Here is a 23186-nt window from a genome sequence, read left to right as displayed (position 1 = left end):
ACTCGGTGTTCGGATCAGGCGACGTTGCCGCCGCCGCTGGCGCACGCGGTTCCCGAGCAGGTGCTGCCGCAGTTGTCGTTCGTGTCGCGCAGCAGGTTGGCGAACACGTCGCCGCTCTCGACGATGGTCGGGTCGAGGTCGAACTCCGACGCGCCGAGGCTGGTGACCGAGACGGTCTCGGTCTCCGGCACGATGAGCGTCTGAGGCGCCATGCTGATCCCCTCCTTGGGTGGGTGGTTACCTTCTTCGACCTGGCCCGGTAGATCAGGGCCAGGAGATCGTGATGCGGGTGTGCCGCTTGTTGATGACGCGGCCTTCACCCAGCTGGTCGTCCGGCGTCGAAGCGGGCCAGACGGTGAACTGCGGACCGGGGCCGGATCGGTGGCTGCGGTCCCAGAGTCGGACCTGCTCGGCCAGCTCGGCGGCGAGCTTCGCGGCCTCGGGCCCGTAGCCGTGCGCGCCGAACTCGAAGGTCTTCGGGTCGTCGCCGACCTTGCGCAGCGCGAGGTGGGCCAGGCTCGCCCCGTCGGTCATCGCCGGACACGCCACGCGGTTCTGCGGCTTGACGACCGTGGTGTCCGGAGCGGCGGACAGCATGCAGAACCCGGGCAGAGCGCTGGCCAGCCACAGGTGAAGGGAATCGAACGGCTCGGTCTGCCCAACCGTCACCCCGGCCCACTCCTCCACGCGCTCGGTGTCCAGCGCGCCGGTCAGCAGCTCCGCGCCGGTCGGAGGCTCCTCGTCGAAGCGCAGTCCGACTTCCTCGCCGTGCAGGAGCAGCAGCTGCTCCTCGTGCGCGCCCTCGCCCTGCATTCGCACAAAGCCGGCCATCTCGGCGGACACGCTCACCAGGCGGTCGCCTTCGCGGCGCAGGGTGATCGAGCGCGAGACGCCGCGCATCCGCAGCGGGACGGTGATGGTGCCGTGCTCGGTGAGCTGGTTCACCCAGGCCGGCGGGATGTCCCAAGCCCCGACGGTGACGAGGATGCGGTCGAAGGGGGCGTGCTCGGCGCAGCCCTGTTCGCCGTCGCCGAGGGCGACGTTGACCCGGTCGTAGCCGGTGGCGGCCAGGCCCCGGGTGGCCCGGTCGGTGACATCCTGGTCGATGTCCAGGGTGGTGACCTCGCCCTTGTCGCCGACGATCTCGGCGATCATCGCGGCGTTGGTGCCGCTGGAGCCGATCTCCAGGACGTGGTGGCCGGGCTGGAGGTCGGCCTGCTCCAGCATGAACGCCTGGATGCGGGGGGCGGAGACTGAGCTGATCGCGACGCCGTGCTCGTTCCGCTTCGTGATCACGACGTCGTCGACGTCGTACGCCTGCTTGGCGGGCGCCTCGGGGACGAAGACCTCGCGCGGCACCGTGCGGAACGCGTGCTCGACGCCTGCACTGGTGATCTTGCCTTCCGCGAGCAGCTTCTCCGTCATCGCCGAGCGGAGCTGTTCGGGGGTGTCGGTACTGGTAACGTCGGTCTCCACCGTGTCGGGCATGGGGCTCTCTCTCGTGTGATGATCGGTCAACTGCACGAATCAACCGTGCAGTTCGGAGCTGACAGCGTATGGGTCGCCACTGTCGGTGGTGGCCGGCGGGTGGCGGCGTCGTTGGCGCCGCCCGCCGGCCACCGACGGACATCCCGGCCAAGGAGAAGCGGGACCGGCTGAGGTGTCCGGGGACCGGCTGCCCTGGGAGTCACACCCTCCGGTGAACGGCTGGGGCAGCCGGAGTCGTCGGGGATTGCGCTCATTGGGCGTTCACCTGGGTGATCCGGGCGTCGAGGCGATCCATGTCCCGGAGACTGGCCAGCGCGGCGTACTGGTCGAGGCTGGCGCCGTACCAGGCGAGCGCGGCCTGCTTCGCCCCGGAGCGTTCGGCGTCCTGGCCGAGGAGCTCGGTGGTGTGGGCGCGCCAGTGGCCGTGGCCGAGGTCCTCAAAGGTCTGATGTGCCTCGGTGAGGGTGGCGACGGCGAGTTCATGCCGTCCGGCCAGGGAGTGGGCCTCGCCGAGGAAGGCCAGGGCCCGCGCGGCGTTGAGCGGGTCGGGCGGCGTGAGCAGGGCCAGGCTCGCGTGGGCCTCCGAGAGCAGGGCCACGCCGTCGTCGGGCCCGCCCAGGCGGGTGGCGGCCGAGCCGAGGAGGATGTCCGCCAGCGCGGTGCCGCGCAGGTCGTCGAGGTCGTCGTAGATGCGGGCCGCCTCGCTGAGGTGGGGCTTCGCCTCCGTGTACTGCCCGCCGGCCCACAGGCATGAGCCGATGCCCATCGTGCACTGGGCGACCCCGCTGCGGTCCTTGTCGGCGTTCGCCAGGGCGCGGGCCTCCGCGTAGCGTTGGCCGGCCTCGTCGAGGCGGCCGGTCCCCTTGAGCGCGAGGGCCAGGGTGGTGGTCATCTCGCGGATCGCCATCCGGTCGCCCCAGATCATCGCCGAGCGCAGGCCCTGCTCGTGGGCGACGACGCTCAGGTCCAGTCGGCGCAGCCGGTGGAACAGCGGCCAAAGGTCGTGGACCAGGGTGACGAGCGCCCGGTGCTCGCCGAGTTCACGGGCAACGTCGAGGGCGGGTTGGACGGCCGGCGCGATGGCCTCCAACCAGGCGAGCGCGCTGTGGTCGGAGGCGAAACGGGGCGGCTCGCTGGGCAGGTGGCGGTACTGACGGGGCAGCACGCGGTGGTGCGGGGTGAGCCGCTGGACGGTGGCGTGCGCGGTGGCGATCAGGACGTCCAGATAGCGCTGGACGACCATGGTCCGGATCGCGGTGGAGTCGGTGCGGGCGGCGGTGGCCCGCATCTGCTCGGCGACGGCGGGACGCAGCCGGTACACCTCGCCCCGGCCGGCGACTCGGCCGGAGTGCTCCAGCAGGTGCCGAGCGGTGAGTTCCTGGAGCAGCTGAGCAGTCTGGACGATCGGCGTAGCCGTCGCGGCGGCGACGGTGAGCGTGTCGATGTCGGGCGCCGGCACCAGCGCCAGCAGTCGCAGCAGCCGGGCCGCGGGCTCGGGCAGCGACTCGTAGACGACGGTGGTCGCCACCGTGACGGCCTCCGAGGGTGCGGGCGCGGCCAGCGCCGGGTGCTCGCCGAGCGGCCGGGCCGGGTCGAGGCTGGCTGCCCCGGCGGCGAGGCCGATCGCCAGCGGCATGCCGCCGCAGGCCGAGGCGAGCGCGGCAGCGGCCTGCGGCTCGGCGTGCACGCGCTGCTCGCCGACGATCCGCCCCAACAGGAGGAGGGCGTGCTCGGGTGCGAGCGGTTCCAGGCGGTGGTGGCGCGCGCCGTGGGCGGCGAGGGCGGGCAGCGGGGCGGCGCTGGTGACGACGACGGCGCACTGCGCGCTGGCGGGCACCAGCGGGAGTACCTGCTCGGCCGTGTTGGTGTCCTCCAGGACCAGCAGCAGTCGGCGGGTGGCGCTCACGGAGCGCCACAGGGCCAGGAGCTCGGTGGTGTCCCATGGCAGCGTCTCGGTCTCGCCGAGGCCAAGTGCCCGCAGGAGCGACCGGGTCACCTCGGCGAGCGGGGCCGGGCGGCCGGCTCCGCGCAGACGGGCCACGAGCTGACCGTCCGGGAACCGGTCAGCCGCCCGATGCCCCCAGCGGGCGGCCAGGGTCCGCTTCCCAATGCCGTCCGGACCGCTGATCACCGCCACCGACGCGGTGGTCGGGGCCGGGTCGGCCAGCGCCGAGTCCAGGAAGTCCAGCCCCTCCAGGCGGTCGGTGAACACCCTGGTCACGGCCGGGAGTTGCCTCGGGATGGGCCAGACCCGGTCGGGGTGGAAGTGGATGGCCTGGATGTCCCGTGCCTGAACGGAGGTGCGGACCTGGGAGGAGCCGTCGATGCGGTTGCTGACCGTGCTGTGGGTCACTACACCTCCGCCGCGGTGAGGACGGCTGGTGCCGGTGTGGCGCCGATCCGGGCCGGTGCGGGTCTGCCCTGGGCGGGCAGCGATACCGCCCGCCGCTGGGCGAGGCAGGAGTCGACGAGGGCGAGCGTGCTGAACACCTGAGGGTAGTTGCCGAGTTGGCGACGGTTGACCGGGCCGTACTCCTCAGCGAGCAGCCCGAGGTCGCTGGGCAGGAGGAGGAGCCGGTCGAGGAGTTCGCGGGATTCGCTGACACGTCCGATCTCGGCGAGGGCGTCGGCGAGCCAGAACGCGCAGGGCAGGAAGGCGCCCTCCCGTCCGGACAGGCCGTCGACGTTCGTACCGCGGCGTTCCTGGGTCGGGTAGCGGTGGACCAGGCCGTCAGGAGTGGCGAGTTCGCGCTGGATGGCCTCCACGGTGGCGATCACTCGCTTGTCGTCGCCAGGCAGGAACTTGAGCGTGGGAATCAGTAGGAGGGCCGCATCGAGATCCTGCCCTCCGTAGTACTGGGTGAACACCCCGCGCTGCGGGTCGATCCCGTTGGTGCACACGTCGGTGTGGATCTCGTCGCGCACCGCGCGCAGGTGATCCAGCCGCGCCTGGTCGGCCTGGTGCCGGCGCACCAGCAGCCTGACGAGCCGGTCGAAGAACACCCAGGCGAGGATCTTGGAGTGCGTGAAGTGTCGGGCCGGACCGCGGATTTCCCAGATGCCCTCGTCCGGCCTTCTCCAGCGTTGCTCCAGCTGATCGGCGAGCGCCAGGAGCAGCGCGTCGCACCGCGGGGAGGGGGGCAGGCCGGCGTCCTCGGCGAGCAGGAGCGTGTCGGCGAGTTCGCCGTAGACGTCGAGCTGGAGTTGGCCGGCGGCGCCGTTCCCGATGCGCACCGGCCGTGAGTTCTCGTAGCCGGGAAGGTGAGTGAGGATCTCCTCGTCGAGGTCGGAGTCGCCATTGACGCGGTAAACCGGTTGGAGGCGCTCTGGGTTGATGGTGTCACAGACCCAGTCGCGCCACCGGCGGGCCTCGTCGAGCTGGCCGAGCCGCAGCAGCGTGGCGATGGCCAGCGCGCTGTCCCGAGGCCAGACAAAGCGGTAGTCCCAGTTCCGTTCGCCGCCGACCTGCTCGGGCAGGGAGGTGGTCGGCGCCGCCACCACACCGCCGCCCGGATCACACATGGCCTTGATGGTGAGGGCGGAGCGCACCACGGCCCCGCGACTCGGGCCTTCGTAGATGCAGCCGGCCGCCCACTGCTCCCACCATTCGGTGGTGGCGTCGAGCTCGGTGAAGGCGTCGGATGGCATGGGGACGGCAGTGCGTTTGGCGGGAGCCCAGGTGAGCGAGAGCACGACGATCTGGCCGGCGCGGACGGTGAAGTCGGCCCGGCACACGCCGTGCACGTTGGCCGTGTGCTGGGGGCCGTCGAGCCAGTACGAGTCCGGATCCGCGCTCGCCAGCAGCCGCTGGGCGCCGTGGGCGCTGCGCTCGAAGTACGGGCGGGTGGCGCCGTAGCCGGGGCGGGGCCGGAAGACGCTGGCGACGCGGACTTCACCGCTGATCCCCTCGACGATCCGGTAGATCCGAGGGTCCGCGCGGTCGCTGACCGTGGGAGCCGGCATGAAGTCGGTGACCGAGACACAGCCGTCGGCCGTGTCCCACTCCTGGCGCAGGACCAGGGAGTTGCCCACGTAGTGGCGGCGGTCCGCAGCCGAGGGAAGCGTGCCGTCGTAGACGGCGGGTCCCACCCGCCACAGGCCGTGCTCGTCGGTGCCCAGCAGCGACGCGAACACCGCCGGCGAATCGAAGGCCGGAAGGCACGCCCAGTCGATGGCGCCGTCCGGACGGACCAGAGCAGCAGACACGGTGTTGCCGAGGAGCGCGTGGTCCTCGATCCGCCATGTAGCGGAAGTGCGCATACAGGATCTCATTTGAGGTAGAAGGGGTGCGGCCCTGGCCCGAACGGCCGCCATGGGTTGCTACAGGTGTTCCGGGGTGCTGGGTGCTGCTAGATGGGGTTCGGGTTGGACCGGGACGGTCGCGGGCCCGGGGGTTTGGCGCCGCGACCGTCCCGGGGCTCATGGCCGGCGGACGGCGAGCAGGCCGGCGGCGAGCAGCAGCGCCAGGCCCAGGGCGTAGGTGATGCCAGCGAGTACCACCGGCCCGTGCACCGCCTGGTCGTGGTGGAGCAGCGTCGCGGTCACGGCGGCCAGGGCTGCCAGCGTCAGCAGCAGGCAGGCCGCCCCGGCAAGGATGCCCGTCCAAAGCCGCGGGCTGCCCGGCATCAACTCGCCCCAGCCGGCTGCGGCGCCGGTTCCTTGGCGTCGGCGAGTACGGTGTCCGGCCAGCCATCACCCAGGCTGCTCAGCAACACAAGGCCGTCGAGGACGGCTCGGGCCGCCGCTTGTTGGCGGGATCGGACCCCGAGGGTGGTCATGATCTTCTGGATGTAGGTGCGGACAGTGGTCTCGGCCAAGCCGGTCCGAGTCGCGGTCGCCCGCGGCGTCTCGCCCGCGACCAGACCGACCAGGACCTCCCGTTGGCTCGGCGTCAGCGGCAGGCCGGTCGGGCTGGACACCGGCACGTCCTCTTCGCGCACCCAGCCCCAGGCCACGCCGAGTGCGGCGGCGCGGTGGCGATACGGCGTGCCGAACTTGGACATCGTCAGCTCGGTGACAGCGGAGTTGACCGATGCCTCCTTGATGCCGGTGGCGCGGCTGACGGCCGAGATCAGGCGGCCACCGGCCACCTGGCGCAGCAGCAGCACCTCGACGTCGGACAGGTCCGGCTTGTCGGGCAGGGCGGCGGACATGGCACAGCTCCTCGTAGAAAGACGCAGGTGGAACAGGGGGAAGCGAGGCGGGCCGCTATCGGGCCGGTTGGGGCCGGTCGAGTGCGGCCAGCAGCCGAGGTCCGATCCGGCGGGCGGCGTCGGGGCCGATGGTGAGGATCAGGTCGCCGCTGCGGGCGAGGGAGGCAACCAGCGCCTCGGGGCCCACCTGGCCCGATCCGGGCGCGGGAACCACAAGTTGGCCTTCGGGGGCCGCGCGGACGAGCGCCTCGATGCCGCTCTCGGTTTGGTGCGGCGAACGGGCCGGGGTGGAGTGCACGGGCAGCAGTACCGTGTGGTCGGCGGCGGCCAGCGCCTGGGCAGTTCTCGGGGCGAGCGCCGTGGTACGCAGGTGGCCGACCGGCTCGAACACCGCGACCACGGCACCCTCGGTGAGCATTCGAGCGCCCTGGAGGTCGGCGGCGATCTCCTCCGGGTGCTGTGCACGGGACTCCACGACGCTGACGCCGCCGGCCGTGCCCAGGCGGCTCAACGACCGCTCGACCCCCGAGAACGCCTCGAGCCCGTCGACCAGCTCGGAACAGGGGAGCCCGAGCGCCCATCCCGTCGCGAACGCCGCCGCGACGCCGAGCGCGGACTTCGTGCCGGTGACAGGCACGGTGAGAGTAACCCGCTCGGTGCCGGCCTGAACGGTGAGGTGGTGGTCCTGACCGGTCCACAGCAGCCCGAGAACGGCTACGTCCGTGCCCGCGCCCCGCCCGACCGTCACCACGCGGGGGCCCGGAGTCCGGTTCAGGCGATCCAGAAGCTCGTCGCAGCCCGGCTGCCCGGTCCACACCACCACGGCCTCGCTGCTGCGGGCGAGGGACTCGACATGGTCCATCGCCCCTTCCCCGGTCGCGAATGCCGGGGGTGCCGTGTCCACAGCGGTCACCAGGGTGACCGCCGGACGCAGTCCCGCCCCCGGAGAACGGTGGAACCAGCCGGGCGGGGCGGCCTCGTGCAGTGCGGTGTCCGGGCACAGGTCCACCACCAAGACCTCGCCGCCGCCGTCGTAGCCGGGCGCGTCGCCGTGCGGGGCAGCGGTGAGAATCCAGCCCGGGTCGCGCGCGGTGAGCGCACAGGTCAGCGCGGCGGCGGCCGTCGCGGTGGAGTGGCTGCCGGCGACGGCCACGACGGTCGGCGCCGTGGCGCCCAGCAGCTCGACGGCCCGGGAGTGGCTCACCGTCGGCAGACCCCGGCCGGTCGCGAGATCCAGGATCGACGGTACCGCCGCGTCGTCTCCACCCCAGACCAGCGCCGTCGTTGTGCCCGGTACCACGGGGTGCAGCATGGCCCCGGCACGGTCAAGCCGCTGAAGCAGCTCGGTGCTGCGGCCGTCCTGCTGAGGTGAGACCGTCACCCGAGCACCGCGCCGGGCGAGGTAGGAGGCGAGGCCGGCCATACCGGGGCTGTGCGGGTCGGGGAAGTGCGGGGCGAGCAGGACATCCGGCAGCGGCAGCGGGCGACCCGGCCGGGTGCGCCTGTCCGGTGCCGCGCTCACGCAGCCACCGCCACGGGCAGGCCCCGGTCCGCGAGCGCGATCATCAGGGCCAGCGCCTGGCCCAGGTCCATGCCCTTCGCGCCGACCACGGCGAGCATCGAATGGTCGGGCGAGCCGACCAGAACGAGATTCTGTCCGTGCCGGTCCTCGATGATGCTGTGACCCCACGGGTGTTCACCGGACGTGAGAGCGCCGGCGATGCCGACGCTCTCGTTGCTCACGGCGGCCATCGCCGCCATCGCCGCGGCCCACTTGTCGGCCCGGTCGCGGTCGACCCCGGTCGAGGTGCCCGTGACGAGCCCCTCGGGGCTGACGTGGATGGCGGCGACGGCACCGGGGATGCCGGCCACCAAGTCGCTGAGGAAGGGCGGGTGCGGGTGGGGCTGCACGGGTTGCTCCTTGGCCAGAGATGGGCGGTGGAAGACCGCGCAGGTACGGCAGGACGCCGTCCAGCACGTGATCACGGGGCCGCTTTCCGATTCCGAGGCTGCCGACCAGGCGGTCGGCGGAAGCCGGCGCGAACGGGAACCGAGCACGCTGAGGAGAAGCCGAGTCACATTGCGCTCTGATTCGGTGATCGGCCACCTACTGTCGCGCCGTGGCTCAAACAGCGCTACGGCAGCCGGGTGTCATCTGACGGCCTGCGGAGTCGTAGCCCTGTCATTGAGGTGTCATCTCGTCAGACATGCAGGTGAGAAGCGCATTTGTCGGGTATTGCTAGACCAGGCCCTCCCCACGGAGGCGGTTGGGCCAGGTTGAGACCCCGGGGGCGGAGGCGTGCGGCATGGCGAGTAAGACGCTACTGGGTGCCCTGGTTGAGAAGGCGGGATGGGAATTCCCGGACTTCCACAGGGAACTCAGAGCCGCGGGGAACGAGCTGGCGCGCAGCCTCAAGGACACGAGGTTTCGAAACCTGGACATGTCGGAGGCGACGTTCAGGCGTTGGGTCGCCGGAACTGTGAGCCGGCCAACCTCCGTCTTCTCGCAGACGATCCAGCACATGTTCGATCGGACGATTGCCGAACTCCTGGCGCCGCCGCGTGAGGGAGACCCGACGGCAGTATCCCGGCAAGACCTCGAAAGAGAACTCGCGATGACTGCACGCGAAGCATCCGACCACGCCGCTTCCGTCGCGTCCGCCTTCCTCTCGGACCTGTCCATAGACCAGGTCCAGGACGACGTTCGCCACCTCGCCCGCACCTACAACAACAGGGCACCCTTCGAGGTGCTCCGTGAAGCCCGGCAGCTTCGGACGAACGCCGAAGGTCTTCTGGACCGCACCCACATCCCCGAGCAGCGGCAACTTCTGCTGATCGCAATCGGCGAGACGACCGCGCTGCTCGCCCTGGCCGCTTTCGGACTTGGCTCCCTTGGCGAGGCCAGTCGGCTCGCCCGTTCCGCAGGCATGTACGCCGAGGTCACCCGCTTCACCCCGCTGGCCGCGTTCGCGGCCGGCACGCTCGGCATGTTCGCCTACTGGGAAGGGCGGCCGGGTGAGGCGATCCGCTTCATCCGGCAGGCGCAGTCGTACCCCGGTGTCGGTACGGCCGGCCAAGCACGCATCGCTTCGATCGAGGCCAGAGCCTATGGGCACCTCGGCGACCAGCGCAGGGCCGCAGCGGCGGTCGCGCGCTTCCTCGATGTGGACACCGTCGAACGAGACGACCTCCACGATGACGTGGCCGGCGAGTTCCTTCACGGTCCGGAGCGGCTCGCCCGGTCCTACGGCACCACGTTCGTGCTCCTGCGTGATGGCACCAGCGCGCTGGAGCACACCCGACGGGTGCTGGAGCTGCAAGCCAGCCTGCCTGTTGGACAGAGGATTTCCCGGATCGACGCCGAGGCCAGGACGGACCTCGCCGCAGCGTTGATCCTCAACGGCGAGGTGGAGGAAGCAGCCGAGATCCTCAAGCCCATCGCGGACCTTGCACCCGACCGGCGCGCCAAGGGCCTGGTCGAGCGGGTCGTCCACGTCGGCAAGCTGCTCACCACCGAGTCCGTCCGGACGTCACCGGTTGCTGACACCCTTCGAGAGGGGTTGGAGGAGTACACCCGAGTCGCCGCCCCGCGACAGTTCGGGGGCGCCGCTGCGCGGCTGGCCATCGAGTAGCACCACAGAACCGCGACGGACGGGGCGACCGCCATGGTGTTGGTCGCCCTGTCCGTCGCATCCCGCTCAGCGAAGAGACCCGGCAGCCGCCAGAATCGCCCGTTCCCGATCCGCGTCGATTCCGAGAGCGGCTGCTCGTGGGTGCGGGACAGGGGCGTTGCCGGCCTGGAGCCACTCCCAGGTGTCCCGGACCGTCTCCTCCAAGGGGCGGCACCGGAACCCGGCCGCGTGGGCCGGGGTGGAGTCGACCAGCCAGACGCCCTTGCCCGTCCGCCAAAGCGGCACTTCCGTCCACTGCCGGACGCCGTGCTCCAACAGCACCTCATCCGGCACCCACAGCAGTTCGCCCTGGCCGCCCGTCACCGCGAGACAGGCCCCCAGGAAGCTGCCCATGGTGTTGCGGTCGATCGGCGCGGTCGCGTTGTAGACGCCTCCGCCGGACCGTTCAGCGAGATCGACGGCGAAGCGTGCGACATCGCGGACATCGACCGGCTGGATGTTCTTGCTCGCAGACCCGGGTGCCAGGATTTGCCCGCCCCGCTCGGCCCGCCGCAGCCACCACGGGAGCCGGCCGACGTACTCACGGGGTCCGAGGATCACGCCGGGGCGTACCAGCCAGGACCGCTGCGGACCGAAGGTCTCGACGACTGCCCGCTCGGTGCCGGCCTTCTGCCGCCCGTAGTGCAGGTTGGGTCCTCGCCAGCCCTCGGGGTTCCTGCCGTACTCGCGATCGGCGTCGGCGGGTCCGTCCAGCACCGGATCGCCCACCTTGAGTGGGTGGTCCGGCCAGCTGGCATAAACGGACACGGTCGAGATGTAGACGTAGCGCTCGGTGGCGTTCTCCAGCGCCTTGGCTCCCGCGAGCACCACGTTCGGTGGCTGCTCCGCCGCGGACGTGTCGATCACCGCATCCCACGGGCCCTGCGTCGCCAGCCGGGTGAGGTCTTCGACCGACGTCCGGTCGCCGACCACCTGCTGCACACCGGCCAATGGCACTCCGGAGCGCCCTCGGTTGAACGTCGTGACGCTCCACCCTCGCCCCAGCGCCTCCTCGACCACGGCCGCGCCAAGAAACCAGCCTCCGCCGATCACCAAGATGTCCATGCCCGGAATCCTGCCCAGGACGGCTGCCCATTGGCCACCCCGGTACGTTGGCAAGAGCCAGACGTCCCAGGTCGTAACCGTGATCGTGGCGAAGATGACACCCCAATGACACCTGTGTGCGAAGCGGCGCCCGAGATGACAGTCGGACGGCATGGCCCCGCCAAGCCCTGGTCGCAACACTAGGTCACTCAGCCACTGCGGACTGTTCCGACTCGCGGAAGGTTCAGCAGCGGCAGGAGGAGAGGAGTCCCGATGGAGAGCATCGCACCTGCGGCCCAGCCGGAGCAGGAGGGCGGCCTGTTGGTCGCCGTCCGTAACATCCGGGCCGCGCGTTCGCGGGCTGACGTGCCGTCCGACAACACCGGCGGCAAGTCCGACCAGAACGATACCTGAGAAGGACGCCCACGATGCCTGACGCCGCTTCGTGGGCGGTGCGCCTGGGCGGGGACCAGTTCCTCGCCCAGGTGCTCCACCGCTCCTACGCCGTCTTCCCCGCCGGAGGTGCCGACGCCGAGCCCCTCCTGCCCTGGGACGACCTGAACGCCATCCTCGCCACCCACCGCCTCGACGCGCCGCGACTGCGGCTGTCGAAGGACGGGCAGACCGTACCGGTCGGCCGCTACTCGACCCCCACCACCAACCGGCGCGGGGTGACGTGGAACCGGCTGCACCCTGCCGAGCTCCACGCCCAGCTCGCCGACGGCGCCTCCCTCGTCGTGGACGCGATCGACGAGATCCACCCGCCGATCCGCGCCGCCGCCGACGCCCTGGAACGCTTCACCGGCACACCCGTGCAGACCAACGCCTACGCGTCCTGGACCGAGGAGTCAGGCTTCGGCCGGCACTGGGACGACCACGCGGTGGTCGTGGTCCAGCAGTACGGTGCCAAACGTTGGCAGCTGTGGGAACCCACCAGGCCAGTGCCCACCTTCCGTGACGTGGAATCCCCGGAGGAACCCGAGGGCGACCCGGTCGCCGACTTCGTCCTCCACCCTGGCGACGTCCTGTACCTGCCGCGCGGATGGTGGCACAGCGTCACCGCCGACCAGGGGACCGAATCCCTCCACCTGACCTTCGGGCTCGTCGCCCAGACCGGCGCCACCCTGCTCGGGTGGCTGGTAGATGAGCTGCACGAGAGTGCCGCCGTACGGGCGGACCTCCCACTCCACGGCTCGGTGACCGAGAAGGCCGCCTACCTCGGCGCCCTGCGGACCGCAGTGATCACGGCGCTGTCGGACCCCGGCTTGATCGACCATTGGGCCCGGTCCACCGGCACCACCCACTTCGGCCGCCCAGCCCCGTCCCTGCCCTACGTGGACGCCCTTCCCACCGACCGGGAGATCGAGGTTCGGATCACCGCCCCACGAGCCAGCCTCACTGCCGATCCGGAGGCCAGAACCGTCACGCTGTCCGCCGCCGGTACCGCGTGGGACTTCGCGGAGCGCGCCGCACCGGCCCTGAAGATCCTGCTCACCGGGGAGACCGCTAGCCTCGGGGAACTCGCCGATGCCGCCGGCCTTGAGGTAAAGGACGTGGCCGGTCTGCTGACCGCCCTTCTCCGAGGCCAGGCCCTCGCCGTCGTCAAGGCCCCGCGGTGAGCCCGGCCCTGGGCCTGGGGACCTACCGGGTGCGCGCCGCAGGCGACGCGGCGCGCACTGCCCTCGCGGCCGGAGCCGAGTGGATCGACACCGCCCCCAACTACGGCCACGGCCGCGCACACCGCGACCTCGCCCCCGTCCTCGCCGAGCACCCGGCCGCCAGGGTGACGACGAAGACCGGATTCGACCCGGCTGGCCGCCACAGCCTCGCCCGCGAGGACGTCCGTGCCCAGACCGAGGAGTCCCTCGCCGTCCTGGGACGCGCCGACCTCGTGTTCGTGCACAACCCCGAGCGGACCGGCCACGACCGGCAGCAGTTGCACCGCGCCGTCCTCGCCGCGTTCGCCGTGCTGGAGGAATTCGCGCACGCCGGGCGCATCGGCGGCTACGGCGTCGCCACCTGGTCCGGGTTCACCGAGGGGGCGTTCACGGTCGCCGAACTGACCGGACTCGCCCGTACCGCCGCCGGGGCGGCGCACCACCACCTCGCCGGCGTGCAGATGCCGGTCAGCCTCGTCATGGCCGAACCCATCGCCCAGGCCCTCGACGGCGCCGGGCCACTCGTCCATTCGCGCGACGCCGGACTCACCACCTTCGCCTCCGCACCCTTGCACGGCGGCGAACTTCCCGGCCTGATGACCCCCGAACTGGTGAACCTCATCAGCCCCGGTGCGACCCCGCACGCTGCCGCGTACCAGCTCATCGGCGCGTGTCCGGCGCTGGACGTCGTGCTCACCTCGACCAGCACCCGCCGGCACTGGGAGGATGCCAGGGAAGCCCTCGCCCAACCGATTCCCGACGACCGACTTCGGACGGTGCTCGATGTCCTTTCAGCCGGATGACGACACCCGGCACGACCTGACCCAAGCACACCGCAGGGCCGCGCAGTTCCTCGGCCTCGCGTGCGCTGGGCCACTGGTCTTCGGCACCTCCGGCACCACCGCCGGCCGCAGAACCGGCAACCTCTGGCTCCGCGTCTCCAGAGGCAGCCGCAAACGGGCGCCCCGGTCGGCTGGCCAGGGTGCCCTCGGCGCCGAACAGCTGGTCCCCCCAGCCGTTCCGCGCCCCCGGCTCCACAACACCCTGGACTGGACCGACACCACGTGGTTCTACCAGGCCGACGTCTTCGACCTCGTCGGCCCGGCGGTGTCCCCGACGCCGGACCTCCGCGACGACCCCGATCTGGACGGCACCTGGTGGACCGCGCTCAAGGACGCGCTCGCCAGCATCGCGACCGCGCCCGGCACGAAGGCCACCCCGCGCCAGAGCTGGATCGACGACGCCTTCCCCAGGTACCTCGGCATCGCGGCTCCGGCAGAGATCGAGCGGACCACTGGGCACGGCGATCTCCAGTGGGCCAACGTGACCGCCGCGCCACTCAAGATCCTTGACTGGGAACGCTGGGGCTTGGTGCCGGTCGGCTACGACCCCGCGGTCCTGTGGGTCAGCAGTCTGCTGGTGCCCGACGTCGCACTGCGCATCCGCGAAGAGTTCGGGGAGGTTCTGGAGTCCCCGGCCGGCCGAGTCGGCCAACTGGTCGCTCTGGCGGAAATGCTCCAAGCGGTTGACCGCGGGTACTACCTGGAACTGGCCCCCATCCTGACCGCCCGCGCACGGGAACTGACCGGCGTTGCCCTCCCCCAGGGCATCGCTGAGGGTGCCCAACTTGGCGGCTGCGGCTGAGCCGGAAAGCTACGCCCCGGAGCCAGCGGCCACTACCGCTTCGATGCCGTCGCGGACGGAAGTCGCCGGCCACCACGGCACGTGCTGCACCAAGCGAGCTGGATCGGACACCAGGTGTGTACGGTCCGAGGGACGCATCCGGCGAGGGTCGGAGGTCACGACGAGTTCGCGTCCGAGAGAACTCCCGGCGTGCTCGACAACGGAGTGGCCGGTGGTGCCGATACCGGTTCCGACGTTCACCACGCCGGTGATCGGTGCATGCAGCAGCTCGGCGACCGCGGCGGCAGCGTCGGCGACGAAGACGTAGTCGCGCTGTGAGTCGAGATTGCCGAGCAAGAGCGGGCCGCCCGCGAGAGCCTGGGCGGTGATGGCGGGGATCAGGTGGTCGACGGTCGGCTCGGGTCCGTACAAGTTGAACAATCGGACCGCGAGGTACTCCGTGGTGGCGCCGAGGGCGGCGGCGTGCCTCAGCATGACCTCGTCCAACTGCTTCGTGCGGCCGTAGACGCTGGTGGGGCCGAGAGCAGATCCCTCGTGGTGGGGGTCCACGCTCGCCTCGTAGACGTCGGCAGTGGAGGCCAGCACGAAGCGGGTAGCCCTTCGCTCGGCCGCCACGGACAGGACGTTCGACGTGCCGACGACGTTGGTCTGCCACGTCTTCTCGGGGTTGGCCTGGCAGTCGGGGATGAAGTGCCGGGCGGCCAGGTGGACCACCGCGTCCACGCCATCGCGGGGCCAAACGGCCGCCAGCGCACGGCGGTCGCAGATATCCACCCGGTGGGTGATCACGCCCGGGTCGGCGTCGAACCGGGCCAGCCGATGCCAGGTTCCGGCGCTGCCGTCGTCCACCGCCAGGACTTCGGCGCCCGAACGACGAAGTTCGGTCAGCAGGCACACCCCCAGAAGGCCGGCTGCTCCGGTGACTAATACCTGACGCATCATCACTCCTTGCTCCTTGGGCGGTCGGTCGGGGTGAGGTTATAGCCAACTGGTCGATACCGTAAGCGTTTTCACCTCGATAGCGTGTGGCTCGCTGAAACACATTTCACGAGGTCGGAGGGGGTGTTCGGCGTGAGCACGAACGACGGGATCGAGGTCGTCCGCAAGGACTTCCGGGTGTCGGTCGGAGGAAGCCCGCTCCGGATGGTGGTGGAGTCCGCCGGCCTGCGGCAGGAATTCATCCCCGAGATCGCGATCGACACCGCGGGCGGCATCGACAGGGCGGTGCTCGCCGAAGCCCCGGAGCGTGTGGAGCACACGGACTTCGAGCGGATCACTTGGACCGCGCGGTCCACCGGGTGGGGGACCAAGCGCTACAGCGTAGACGTGTTCGCCGCTCACCTGGTCTTCTCGGTGACAGCGCAAGGCTCCGGCTCGATCGACTCGGTCCGCTACTTCGACACCATCGCGGCCGACGGCTTCGGCGAGCACTTCGCGCTGACGAAGCACTTCAACGACCGAGGCCGCACGCCCGCGCGGGCCTACTCCACCGGCTCCCCGGCAGCCTTCACCCACGTGCTCTGCCCCGAACCGAACACCTACGCCCGACAGCTGACCGCGCCGCACGAATACGCGCAGGTCAGCGTGAACGCCGACCTCGACCACGGCGGCGGCAACTTCATGGCCAACCCGGGGCTGCTCGCGTTCGCGGTCAACGCCGCGGGGCAGGAGCAGTGGTGGGCCATCGGGCTTGCGGTGAAGCCCGGCGGACACCTCTTCTCCGAGCTGGAGTACCTGGGGGGCCCGGAGGGATTCGCCCTCGGCCTCAACTGCTGGGGCGCGGCCCCAGCCGTCGGCACCTACGAGCCCCCCGGCATCATCCTGGTGCCCGGCGTCGGCGCCACCGCCGCGCTGACCGCCTACGTCCACGCACTGCTGAACGCGGGACTCGTCGCCCGGCCCGCCCGGCGGCCGGCATCGTGGTGGGCACGGCCGATCGTCTGCGGCTGGGGCCACCAGTCCTGGCAGGGCGACCTCTTCCGCATCCGCTCCACCCGGGAACGCGGGCCCGACACCGCCGTCTACACCCTGTGCACCGAGACGAACTACCGCGACATTGTGACCCGGCTGGAAGCCGAGTCACTCCCCTTCGGCACCGTCGTGGTCGACGCGCGGTGGTTCCTAGCCGGAGGTCTCAAGAACATCGACACCGGGCGGTGGCCCGACCTGCCCGGGTTCGTCGCCGAGCAGCATCATGCCGGCCGCAAGGTGCTGCTGTGGTGGGGGCCGTGGGACACCGAAGGCATCGACGCCGAGGAGTGCGTGCGCTGGTGGCCGGACCGCCAGCTGCACACCAACCGACCCGGGCGCCTCTCCAAGTTCGGCACCCCGGCCGCGGGGGCGAAGCTCGGCATCGACATCACCCTGCCAACGGTGCGGGAACGCATCCGCAGCCAGGTGCACCAGCTGCTCGGCGCCGGCCCCGGCTGCGCCAACGCTGACGGCCTCAAGCTGGACCACCAGTCCGCAGTCCCGGGCATCTACGGCATGGCGTTCCCAGTCGACTCGGACCGGCTGTTCGGCATCGAGGCCGCTTTCGAGATGCAGCGCGTGATCTACGAGGCCGCCAAGGAGGCCAAGCCGGACGCCCTGATCGTCGGGCAGTCGCCCAACCCGTACTTCTCCGGCGTGCAGGACATGGTGCGGCTCGGTGACATCTACTCCCATCGGGCGGAGAGCGTCCTGCCGGAGATGACGTTCCGGGCCGAGATGGCCAGGGTCGCCGACCCCACGGCGTTGATCGACACCGACGGCTGGCCGCTGCCCTCGCTGGCCGCGTGGCGGGAGTACACCGCCGCCCAGCCGTCCCTCGGGGTTCCGAGCCTGTACTACGCCAGCCACTTGGACACCACCGGCGAAGCCCTGACCGCCGACGACTTCGCCCTCCTCCGCAGGACGTGGCGCACCCTGTGAGGGCGCGCCCGGGGCAGTGCCCCGGGCGCGGCTCCGGTGCCCCGGGGCGGAACGCCTAGTCTTCGTGACGAAGTTGGTTCACCACGGACGGGGGGCGGAAGTGAGCACGATCCGGATCATGGCGTTCGCCGGCGACAAACCGATGGTGGAGTACGTCTGGGGGCTGGGATACCAGCTGCGGACGGTCCGGCGCCGCTGGTACCCGGACGAGAGCCGTGATCCCCTCAAGATCGACGTTCGGACTCCGCGCACGGCCGCGGAGGCGCTGGAGGCCCTGCGGGCGCCGGCCGATCTGATCGTGTTCGCCGGCCACGGCGGCTTCTCGGACGACGGGGTCGCCTGGGCGGGGGAGAACGTCGCCGACGCCGAGCGGTGGATCAACCTCGATCAGCTTCGCTGCGACCTTGGCGGCCTGCGCTGTCACGGCTTGGTGCTCGACGCCTGCTCGAACTACGAGGAGTTCGCCAAGCGAGTTGACGCCGCCCTGGACCAGCGTGCCGCCTACGTCGGGTGCGACGGGATGAACCTGTTCACCCACGGGCCGGTGGTGGTGTGGGACCTGCTCGCGCGCCTGACCGTGATGGAGACGCCGAAGATCGACGCGGAGGGCATCGAACAGGCGGCGAGGGCCGCTCTGGAGGCTGCCGGTCACGTCCTCCGGGACGGCGACGCGAAGGCGTTGAAGCGCTGGAACGTACGGGTGCTCGGCTGAGCAGCCCCGGAGAGCAGCCCGGCTACGCGGACCGTGCGGCTGGCAGGTGGAAGCGCAGCCGGTCGCCGTCCTGCTGGACCAGCTGACCCCCGTTCGCCTCGATCACCCGGCGGCTGGCGGTGTTGTGCGCCCTGACGGTCACCAGAACGGGGTCGATGCCCAGCGCGTGGACGGTGGGCATCGCGGCGGCGAGCATCGCGGTGGCGTGGCCCCGGCGGCGCGCGGTGGGCCGGACGTCGTAGCCGATGTAACCGCTGTGGGCCCAGTCGGGGTGGAGTCGGTGCCAGATGGACAACCGGCCCAGGTAGTGCTCGCCCTCCGTCCACCACAGGATGGTCAGCGGCGGCAGCCCCGGCTGGTAGAGGACCCGCGGGTCGTCGCGCAGTTGGTCGACGTAGGCGGCGAAGGCGTCGGGGTTCTGCACGTCGAGTTGGTCGAACTCGGGGAAGCAGCCCTCGGCCCGGTACTCGGCGACGGCCCCCAGGAAGGAGGCGTGGACGTCGTACGTGGGCAGGTCCAGATCCGGCACAGTGCGACCGTACCGGGCCAAGGGCGCTGGGGCAGGTCAGTTTCCGGGGCTGCCCGCCGCCGGGCGGTCACCGTGCAGCGCTGCCCTCCAGGAGGCGAGCAGGGCCTGGCCGGCATCGTGCCAGGACGGCACGCGGAAGCCAGGCTGGCGGCGATCCGCGGTGCCGGCCAGGACGGCGGCGGCGCGGTCGACGAGGGCGGCAGGGTCGGTGGGCGAGTAGAAGTGGGCGTGCTCGCCGAGGGATTCGCGCAGCGGGGGTATGTCGGTGGCGATCACCTCGCTGCCGCAGGCGAGGGCTTCGAGCGGGGGCAGGTTGTTGCCCTCGTTGAGCGAGGCGGTGACCCAGGCAGCGGCGCCGCTGTAGAGCGCGGCCAGCTCGTCGTCGCTCACCCGGCCGGTGAAGACGACGAAGTCCTCGGCCCCACGGTCGCGCAGCATGTCCCGGACGGCGGGGACCTGGTCGGCGTGGCCGCCGATCGCGGCCAGGCGGGCGCCGGCGGGCAGCTGCTGGCGGGCGGCAGTCAACTGGTCGGCGAGCCAGTCGAACCGCTTGTTGGGGTGGGTCAGGCCGACGAACGCCAGGTAGGGGCCATAGGTCAGGCCGAACTTGGCGCGCACGGAGGTCACTTCGGTCCGGGGGCGTGGCCGGAAGCTCTCGACATCGACGCCGCAGGGGACGAGGTCGAGCCGGTCGTCCCGGTAGTGGAGAAGGCTGGTGATGTCGGCCGCGGTGGAGCGGGAGACAGTGGTGATGCGGTGGGCACGGGCCGCGAGGTCACGGTTCAGCGCGGTGAAGTAGCGGGTGAACGTCTCCTCGCTGTCGCTGATGGTGTCCAGGTCGGCGAGGTCGGACAGCTCGGCGCGGACCCGGTCAGCCTCCTCGGTTCCGAACCGCTCGGCGAACGTGCGGTCCGTGTAGCTGAGGTGCGGCATCCGCATGCGGGTGAGGTCGTGGATGGTGAACGTGAAGGGCACCGGGCACTGGCGGTCCACCGTGTAGTGCGACGTGTAGTAGAGGTCCACGCCGCGGGCGGTGAGCAGGTCCCGCAGCTCCGGGTTGTCCCGAACGAAGCCGGTGTCGCTACCGATCTCGATCACCTCGTGGCCGTGGTCGAGCGCGGCGGCGGCCGTGTGCCCATGGCCGGGGCGGACCACGGTGAGGATCTTGATGCCGTCTTCCCGGGCGAGGGGTGCGACGGCCGCGAGGACGGACCGGCCGTAGCGGGCCACGCCGGTGTCGTGGTTGGCGCGGATATCGACTGCGACGAGCGGCACGATCAGCTCCTTTGGAGGGTTGTGGTGGGTGGGCCAGCGAGAAGTCCGGCAAGGTACGTGGCGCTGGTCGCGGTGTCGTAGTGACGGATGCCGGTGAGCCCGTGCCGGCTGGCGGCGGCGACGTGCTCGGGCCGGTCGTCCAGGAACACGGCACTGTCACTTACCCGCGGGTCTAGCGCTGCCAGCGCGTGGAAGAACTCGTTGGCGGGCTTGCGGTGGCCGATCTCGAAGGACAGGCAGGCGGGTACGTCCGGGAAGCCGTCGGCGGTGAGCAGTTCGCGGATGCGCTGCCAGTGCGGCTCGCTGGTGTTGCTGGCCAGCAGCAGGCGGTTCTGCTGCGCGAACGGCCGCACGGCCCACGCCATCGCGGGGTCGAGGCTGTGCACCGTCTTGTTGAACGCCTTCCGCATCCGCTTGAGCGGGGCGGCCTCGAGCGGGGTGCTGGTGCGTTCGCACAGGGTGGCGGCGAAGGCGGCGAAGTCGAGTTCGCCGCGCTCCAGCTCCTCGGTGAGGCCGGTGGGGTCGGCGGCCTCCGCCCAGTGGTTCGGCGGGGTGCCGGTGAGCCGGTGCAGCGCCTGGTACTGCGCGCCGGGGGCGGTGCGGACCAGGACGTCGCCGAGGTCGAGGACGAGCAGCTGGTTCACGCGGCGGCTCCTTGGGGCGGGGTGGCTTCGGTCTTGGGGAGGCGGACGTCGGCGCTGTCCAGAAGGCCGAGGCGGAAGCCGAGGCCCACGGCGTGCGCGCGGTCACCGGCTCCGAGAGCGTCGTACAGGCTGCGGGAGTGGGTCTTGACCGTGCTGGTCGAGATGCACAGCTCCTTCGCGGTCTCCTTGACGCTGCTGCCGTTGGCGATGCACCGCAGGATGTCGAGTTGGCGTGGGGTGAGCGCTGGTGCACCGCGGGCGCTCTGGTCGGCCGGAGCGGTGCGTTCGGGGATGGTGGCGGTCACGTGGTCGCCTTCCGGTAGGCCGCCAAGACCACGCGGGCGCAGGTGTCCCAGCGGAAGTGGGAGGCGTGGGTGGCGCGCCGGCGGCGCTCCGGTTCGGTGTCGGGCTCGGCCAGAAGCCGGTCGATGGCCCGCGCGGTGGCGTGTCGGTCGCCAGGGTCGGTGAAGCGGGCGTGCACGCCGAGGGTCTCGTGCAGCACCGGCAGGTCGGAGACTAGGACCCGGGCGCCGAGGCTCAGGGCCTCCAATGGGGTGAAGCCGAAGCCTTCGTGCTCGGCGAGATGAACGGCCGCGGTGGCGTCGGCGTACAGGCGGGCCAGAGAGGGCTCCGATACCTCGCCCAGCGGGACGATGCTGTCTTCCAGGCCGAGATCGCGGGCGAGGGCGGTGGTGAAGTCGCGGCCGGCCAGTGCCAGGGGGTAGCCGCTGCGCGCTGCGGTGGAGGCGCGGTAGGCGTCCAGCAGCTGGTGGAGGCCCTTGTGGGAGCGGGCCTGTCCGACGTAGAGCAGGTACTGGCCGGGCCGAAGCCCTTCGGGTAGCTGGTCGGCCGGGGATGTCAGGTGGTCGACTCCCCACGGCGCGACGGTGGCGTTCACCCGGCGGCCCACGGCCTGGTCGAGGTGGTCGGCGACGGTCCTGGTCGGGGTGAGGACGGCGGCGGCCGAGCCTGCGGTGTACGCGGTCATCAGCGCGTAGAACTCTTCGTGCAGCGACTCGGGCGGTCGAGTGGTGCCGGGCGGCGGCGAGGCCGTGGCCCGTAACTGCTTTACGGCCTCGCGCAGCCGTGTGAGACCTGCGGAGCCGAATCGGTCGGTGAACTGATCGTCGGTGTAGCAGTGTTCGGGGTGCCGTAACCGCAGCAGATCGTGGACGGTGGCCAGCACCGGCAGCGAGCTGCCGCCGATCGGCACGCGGTAGTCGAGCAGGTGGATGGCGTCGGCGTCGTGCTCGGCGGCCAGAGCGAGCAGGCGCCGGCCTTCGGCGACGCTGTAGCGGGGGACGGTGGTGGGCGGGGCGACGATCAGGGTCAGCCCGGCTTCGGGGGCGAGTCGTTGGAGGGCGGCGGCCAGGTGGCGGGTGGAGCGGGCGATGCCGTCCGCTCCCGTCACCTGGCCGTCGAAGAGGATCTTCACCAGTCTTCGGAACTCCTTGCGTCGCCGTTGTCCTCGGGCTCGGCCTCGGGTGCATCCTCGGCCAGGGCGTCGGCGGTGCGACGGTAGGCGTGGACGATCACGTCCACTTCGGTGTCGAGCTGGTCCATGGCGGCGAGCCGGGCGCGGGTCTCGTCGCCGACGGACCAGTAGAAGGGAGTCATCAGCAGCAGGTTCGCCACCTGGCCGGGGCCGCGCAGGCTCAGCGGGTAGCGGATGCTGTGGGTACCGGTCAGTTCGAACCCCGCCTCACCCGCGAGACGGTCGAAGGGCTCGTGCTTGGCCGGGGTGTCGTAGAGCAGCTCCTTGAAGGCGTAGAGGTGCCCCTCGGCGGGACCGCCGACCAGGACGGTGCCGCCCGGCTTGACAGTGCGGCGGAAGTCGGCGGCTGACACCGGGGAGAAGTGGGTGAGCATGACATCCACCCGGTTGCTCATCACCGGCATGCGGTAGGTCCCGGCAACGGCGTACAGGCCCTGCGGGTCGCGCTTGGCAGCGACGCGGACGCCGTGCTTGGAGATGTCCATCCCGCACAACAGCACGTCGTCCTCCCGACCGAGGCCGGCGAGGGTGTTGCGCAGGCGCCGCAGGTAGTAGCCCTCCCCGCAGCCGGCATCGGCGACGAGCGCCGGACCCTCGGGCAGATAGGAGGTGATGACGTCGGCGACGCCGTCGGCGAGCTTCTGGTAGTGGCCCGCGTCGAAGAAGTCGCGGCGGCCGGCGATCATCTCCTTGCTGTAACCGGGGTCCTTGGAGTGCCGGTGCTGGGCGAGCAGCAGGTTGACGTAGCCTTCGCGGGCAACGTCGTACCTGTGTGCGTTGACGCACCCGAAGGAGCGGTCCTCGCGAACCAGGGGTTCCTCGCACACCGGGCAGCGGAAGACCGGGGCGGCAGCGGAGATGTTCGAGTACATGGCGTCCTTACCGTGGGCTCCCGCGGGTGTGTGGCGGGAAGGGGGCCTACGGTCGGCGCCGCGCCGACCGTGCCCGTCTACGGTAACG

Annotated in this window: 23 protein-coding genes; 7 read left to right on the top strand and 16 right to left on the bottom strand. The window is 71.1% G+C overall.

What is annotated here, in order from left to right; all coding sequences use genetic code 11:
* Window positions 1-14: 14 nt before the first annotated feature.
* The 8 genes from ACSMTC_RS17340 to ACSMTC_RS17305 form a co-directional block, all read right to left on the bottom strand.
* The gene (locus ACSMTC_RS17340; RefSeq protein ID WP_436560601.1) at window positions 15-212 is read right to left on the bottom strand and encodes an FxLD family lanthipeptide; all 198 of its coding nucleotides are present in this window, start codon (window positions 210-212) and stop codon (window positions 15-17) included.
* 52 nt (window positions 213-264) lie between these two features.
* Window positions 265-1488, bottom strand: coding sequence for a methyltransferase, FxLD system (gene fxlM, locus ACSMTC_RS17335; RefSeq protein ID WP_436560600.1), 1224 nt, complete (start codon window positions 1486-1488; stop codon window positions 265-267).
* 250 nt (window positions 1489-1738) lie between these two features.
* A complete protein-coding gene (locus ACSMTC_RS17330; RefSeq protein ID WP_436560599.1) occupies window positions 1739-3841 on the bottom strand; it encodes a tetratricopeptide repeat protein in 2103 nt (700 codons plus the stop codon).
* On the bottom strand, window positions 3841-5748 hold the full coding sequence (locus ACSMTC_RS17325; RefSeq protein ID WP_436560598.1) for a glycoside hydrolase family 15 protein: 1908 nt from the start codon (window positions 5746-5748) through the stop codon (window positions 3841-3843). Before ACSMTC_RS17325 ends, ACSMTC_RS17330 begins: the two co-directional genes overlap by 1 nt.
* A 159-nt stretch (window positions 5749-5907) precedes the next feature.
* The gene (locus tag ACSMTC_RS17320) at window positions 5908-6114 is read right to left on the bottom strand and encodes a hypothetical protein (protein WP_436560597.1); all 207 of its coding nucleotides are present in this window, start codon (window positions 6112-6114) and stop codon (window positions 5908-5910) included.
* Window positions 6114-6641 (bottom strand): helix-turn-helix transcriptional regulator, encoded by a 528-nt coding sequence (locus tag ACSMTC_RS17315; protein WP_436560596.1) that lies wholly within the window; start codon window positions 6639-6641, stop codon window positions 6114-6116. Before ACSMTC_RS17315 ends, ACSMTC_RS17320 begins: the two co-directional genes overlap by 1 nt.
* Window positions 6642-6696: 55 nt before the next feature.
* Window positions 6697-8163, bottom strand: coding sequence for a Mur ligase domain-containing protein (locus ACSMTC_RS17310; protein ID WP_436560595.1), 1467 nt, complete (start codon window positions 8161-8163; stop codon window positions 6697-6699).
* A complete protein-coding gene (locus ACSMTC_RS17305) occupies window positions 8160-8552 on the bottom strand; it encodes a roadblock/LC7 domain-containing protein (protein WP_436560594.1) in 393 nt (130 codons plus the stop codon). Before ACSMTC_RS17305 ends, ACSMTC_RS17310 begins: the two co-directional genes overlap by 4 nt.
* 395 nt (window positions 8553-8947) lie before the next feature.
* Here ACSMTC_RS17305 and ACSMTC_RS17300 point away from each other — a divergent pair, with 395 nt between their 5' ends.
* The gene (locus ACSMTC_RS17300; RefSeq protein ID WP_436560593.1) at window positions 8948-10273 is read left to right on the top strand and encodes an NsdA family TPR-like regulatory protein; all 1326 of its coding nucleotides are present in this window, start codon (window positions 8948-8950) and stop codon (window positions 10271-10273) included.
* A 66-nt stretch (window positions 10274-10339) separates the two neighbouring features.
* Here the strand turns inward: ACSMTC_RS17300 and ACSMTC_RS17295 are convergent, their stop codons facing one another.
* A complete protein-coding gene (locus ACSMTC_RS17295; protein WP_436560592.1) occupies window positions 10340-11377 on the bottom strand; it encodes an NAD-dependent epimerase/dehydratase family protein in 1038 nt (345 codons plus the stop codon).
* A 252-nt stretch (window positions 11378-11629) separates the two neighbouring features.
* Here ACSMTC_RS17295 and ACSMTC_RS17290 point away from each other — a divergent pair, with 252 nt between their 5' ends.
* The 4 genes from ACSMTC_RS17290 to ACSMTC_RS17275 are packed head-to-tail and all read left to right on the top strand — an operon-like array spanning window position 11630 to window position 14658.
* Entirely contained in the window at window positions 11630-11770 is a 141-nt protein-coding gene (locus ACSMTC_RS17290) for a hypothetical protein (protein ID WP_436560591.1), read from the top strand.
* A 14-nt stretch (window positions 11771-11784) separates the two neighbouring features.
* Window positions 11785-12975 (top strand): cupin domain-containing protein, encoded by a 1191-nt coding sequence (locus ACSMTC_RS17285; protein ID WP_436560590.1) that lies wholly within the window; start codon window positions 11785-11787, stop codon window positions 12973-12975.
* On the top strand, window positions 12972-13817 hold the full coding sequence (locus ACSMTC_RS17280; RefSeq protein ID WP_436560589.1) for an aldo/keto reductase: 846 nt from the start codon (window positions 12972-12974) through the stop codon (window positions 13815-13817). The genes ACSMTC_RS17285 and ACSMTC_RS17280 overlap by 4 nt, the downstream gene beginning before the upstream one ends.
* Window positions 13798-14658, top strand: coding sequence for a hypothetical protein (locus ACSMTC_RS17275; protein WP_436560588.1), 861 nt, complete (start codon window positions 13798-13800; stop codon window positions 14656-14658). The genes ACSMTC_RS17280 and ACSMTC_RS17275 overlap by 20 nt, the downstream gene beginning before the upstream one ends.
* Window positions 14659-14667: 9 nt before the next feature.
* On the opposite strand, the gene ACSMTC_RS17270 is transcribed toward ACSMTC_RS17275, so the two are convergent.
* A complete protein-coding gene (locus ACSMTC_RS17270) occupies window positions 14668-15600 on the bottom strand; it encodes an NAD-dependent epimerase/dehydratase family protein (protein ID WP_436564717.1) in 933 nt (310 codons plus the stop codon).
* Between the two features lie 129 nt (window positions 15601-15729).
* Here ACSMTC_RS17270 and ACSMTC_RS17265 point away from each other — a divergent pair, with 129 nt between their 5' ends.
* Both ACSMTC_RS17265 and ACSMTC_RS17260 read left to right on the top strand, forming a co-directional pair.
* Complete coding sequence (locus tag ACSMTC_RS17265) at window positions 15730-17571, top strand: alpha-galactosidase (protein WP_436560587.1); 1842 nt, start codon at window positions 15730-15732, stop codon at window positions 17569-17571.
* A gap of 118 nt (window positions 17572-17689) precedes the next feature.
* Complete coding sequence (locus tag ACSMTC_RS17260; RefSeq protein WP_436560586.1) at window positions 17690-18283, top strand: hypothetical protein; 594 nt, start codon at window positions 17690-17692, stop codon at window positions 18281-18283.
* A 22-nt stretch (window positions 18284-18305) separates the two neighbouring features.
* Here ACSMTC_RS17260 and ACSMTC_RS17255 read toward each other — a convergent pair whose 3' ends face one another.
* Genes ACSMTC_RS17255 through ACSMTC_RS17230 form a run of 6 tightly spaced genes read right to left on the bottom strand, consistent with a single transcriptional unit; the run spans window position 18306 to window position 23098 of the window.
* Window positions 18306-18812 (bottom strand): GNAT family N-acetyltransferase, encoded by a 507-nt coding sequence (locus ACSMTC_RS17255; protein WP_436560585.1) that lies wholly within the window; start codon window positions 18810-18812, stop codon window positions 18306-18308.
* A 36-nt stretch (window positions 18813-18848) separates the two neighbouring features.
* Window positions 18849-20087, bottom strand: a complete 1239-nt coding sequence (locus ACSMTC_RS17250) for a glycosyltransferase family 4 protein (RefSeq protein ID WP_436560584.1) — start codon at window positions 20085-20087, stop codon at window positions 18849-18851.
* A 2-nt stretch (window positions 20088-20089) separates the two neighbouring features.
* Window positions 20090-20731: an HAD family hydrolase gene (locus tag ACSMTC_RS17245; protein ID WP_436560583.1), complete on the bottom strand. Its 642-nt coding sequence runs from the start codon at window positions 20729-20731 to the stop codon at window positions 20090-20092.
* The gene (locus ACSMTC_RS17240; RefSeq protein WP_436560582.1) at window positions 20728-21036 is read right to left on the bottom strand and encodes a response regulator transcription factor; all 309 of its coding nucleotides are present in this window, start codon (window positions 21034-21036) and stop codon (window positions 20728-20730) included. Before ACSMTC_RS17240 ends, ACSMTC_RS17245 begins: the two co-directional genes overlap by 4 nt.
* Window positions 21033-22166, bottom strand: coding sequence for a glycosyltransferase (locus ACSMTC_RS17235; protein ID WP_436560581.1), 1134 nt, complete (start codon window positions 22164-22166; stop codon window positions 21033-21035). Before ACSMTC_RS17235 ends, ACSMTC_RS17240 begins: the two co-directional genes overlap by 4 nt.
* Window positions 22163-23098, bottom strand: a complete 936-nt coding sequence (locus ACSMTC_RS17230; protein WP_436560580.1) for a putative RNA methyltransferase — start codon at window positions 23096-23098, stop codon at window positions 22163-22165. Before ACSMTC_RS17230 ends, ACSMTC_RS17235 begins: the two co-directional genes overlap by 4 nt.
* Window positions 23099-23186: the final 88 nt, after the last annotated feature.

Source organism: Kitasatospora sp. HPM-01-4, from assembly GCF_051374625.1.
Taxonomy (GTDB): Bacteria; Actinomycetota; Actinomycetes; order Streptomycetales; family Streptomycetaceae; genus Kitasatospora.
The sequence above is the reverse complement of the archived record's forward strand: the minus strand, read 5'-3'. Positions and strand labels throughout refer to the sequence as shown.

Coding starts and splice junctions, on each gene's coding strand:
- ACSMTC_RS17340 (WP_436560601.1), bottom strand. CDS start 212: ATGGCGCCTCAGACGCTCATCGTGCCGGAGACCGAGACCGTCTCGGTC.
- fxlM (WP_436560600.1), bottom strand. CDS start 1,488: ATGCCCGACACGGTGGAGACCGACGTTACCAGTACCGACACCCCCGAA.
- ACSMTC_RS17325 (WP_436560598.1), bottom strand. CDS start 5,748: ATGCGCACTTCCGCTACATGGCGGATCGAGGACCACGCGCTCCTCGGC.
- ACSMTC_RS17320 (WP_436560597.1), bottom strand. CDS start 6,114: ATGCCGGGCAGCCCGCGGCTTTGGACGGGCATCCTTGCCGGGGCGGCC.
- ACSMTC_RS17315 (WP_436560596.1), bottom strand. CDS start 6,641: ATGTCCGCCGCCCTGCCCGACAAGCCGGACCTGTCCGACGTCGAGGTG.
- ACSMTC_RS17300 (WP_436560593.1), top strand. CDS start 8,948: ATGGCGAGTAAGACGCTACTGGGTGCCCTGGTTGAGAAGGCGGGATGG.
- ACSMTC_RS17295 (WP_436560592.1), bottom strand. CDS start 11,377: ATGGACATCTTGGTGATCGGCGGAGGCTGGTTTCTTGGCGCGGCCGTG.
- ACSMTC_RS17290 (WP_436560591.1), top strand. CDS start 11,630: ATGGAGAGCATCGCACCTGCGGCCCAGCCGGAGCAGGAGGGCGGCCTG.
- ACSMTC_RS17285 (WP_436560590.1), top strand. CDS start 11,785: ATGCCTGACGCCGCTTCGTGGGCGGTGCGCCTGGGCGGGGACCAGTTC.
- ACSMTC_RS17275 (WP_436560588.1), top strand. CDS start 13,798: ATGTCCTTTCAGCCGGATGACGACACCCGGCACGACCTGACCCAAGCA.
- ACSMTC_RS17270 (WP_436564717.1), bottom strand. CDS start 15,600: ATGATGCGTCAGGTATTAGTCACCGGAGCAGCCGGCCTTCTGGGGGTG.
- ACSMTC_RS17260 (WP_436560586.1), top strand. CDS start 17,690: ATGGCGTTCGCCGGCGACAAACCGATGGTGGAGTACGTCTGGGGGCTG.
- ACSMTC_RS17230 (WP_436560580.1), bottom strand. CDS start 23,098: ATGTACTCGAACATCTCCGCTGCCGCCCCGGTCTTCCGCTGCCCGGTG.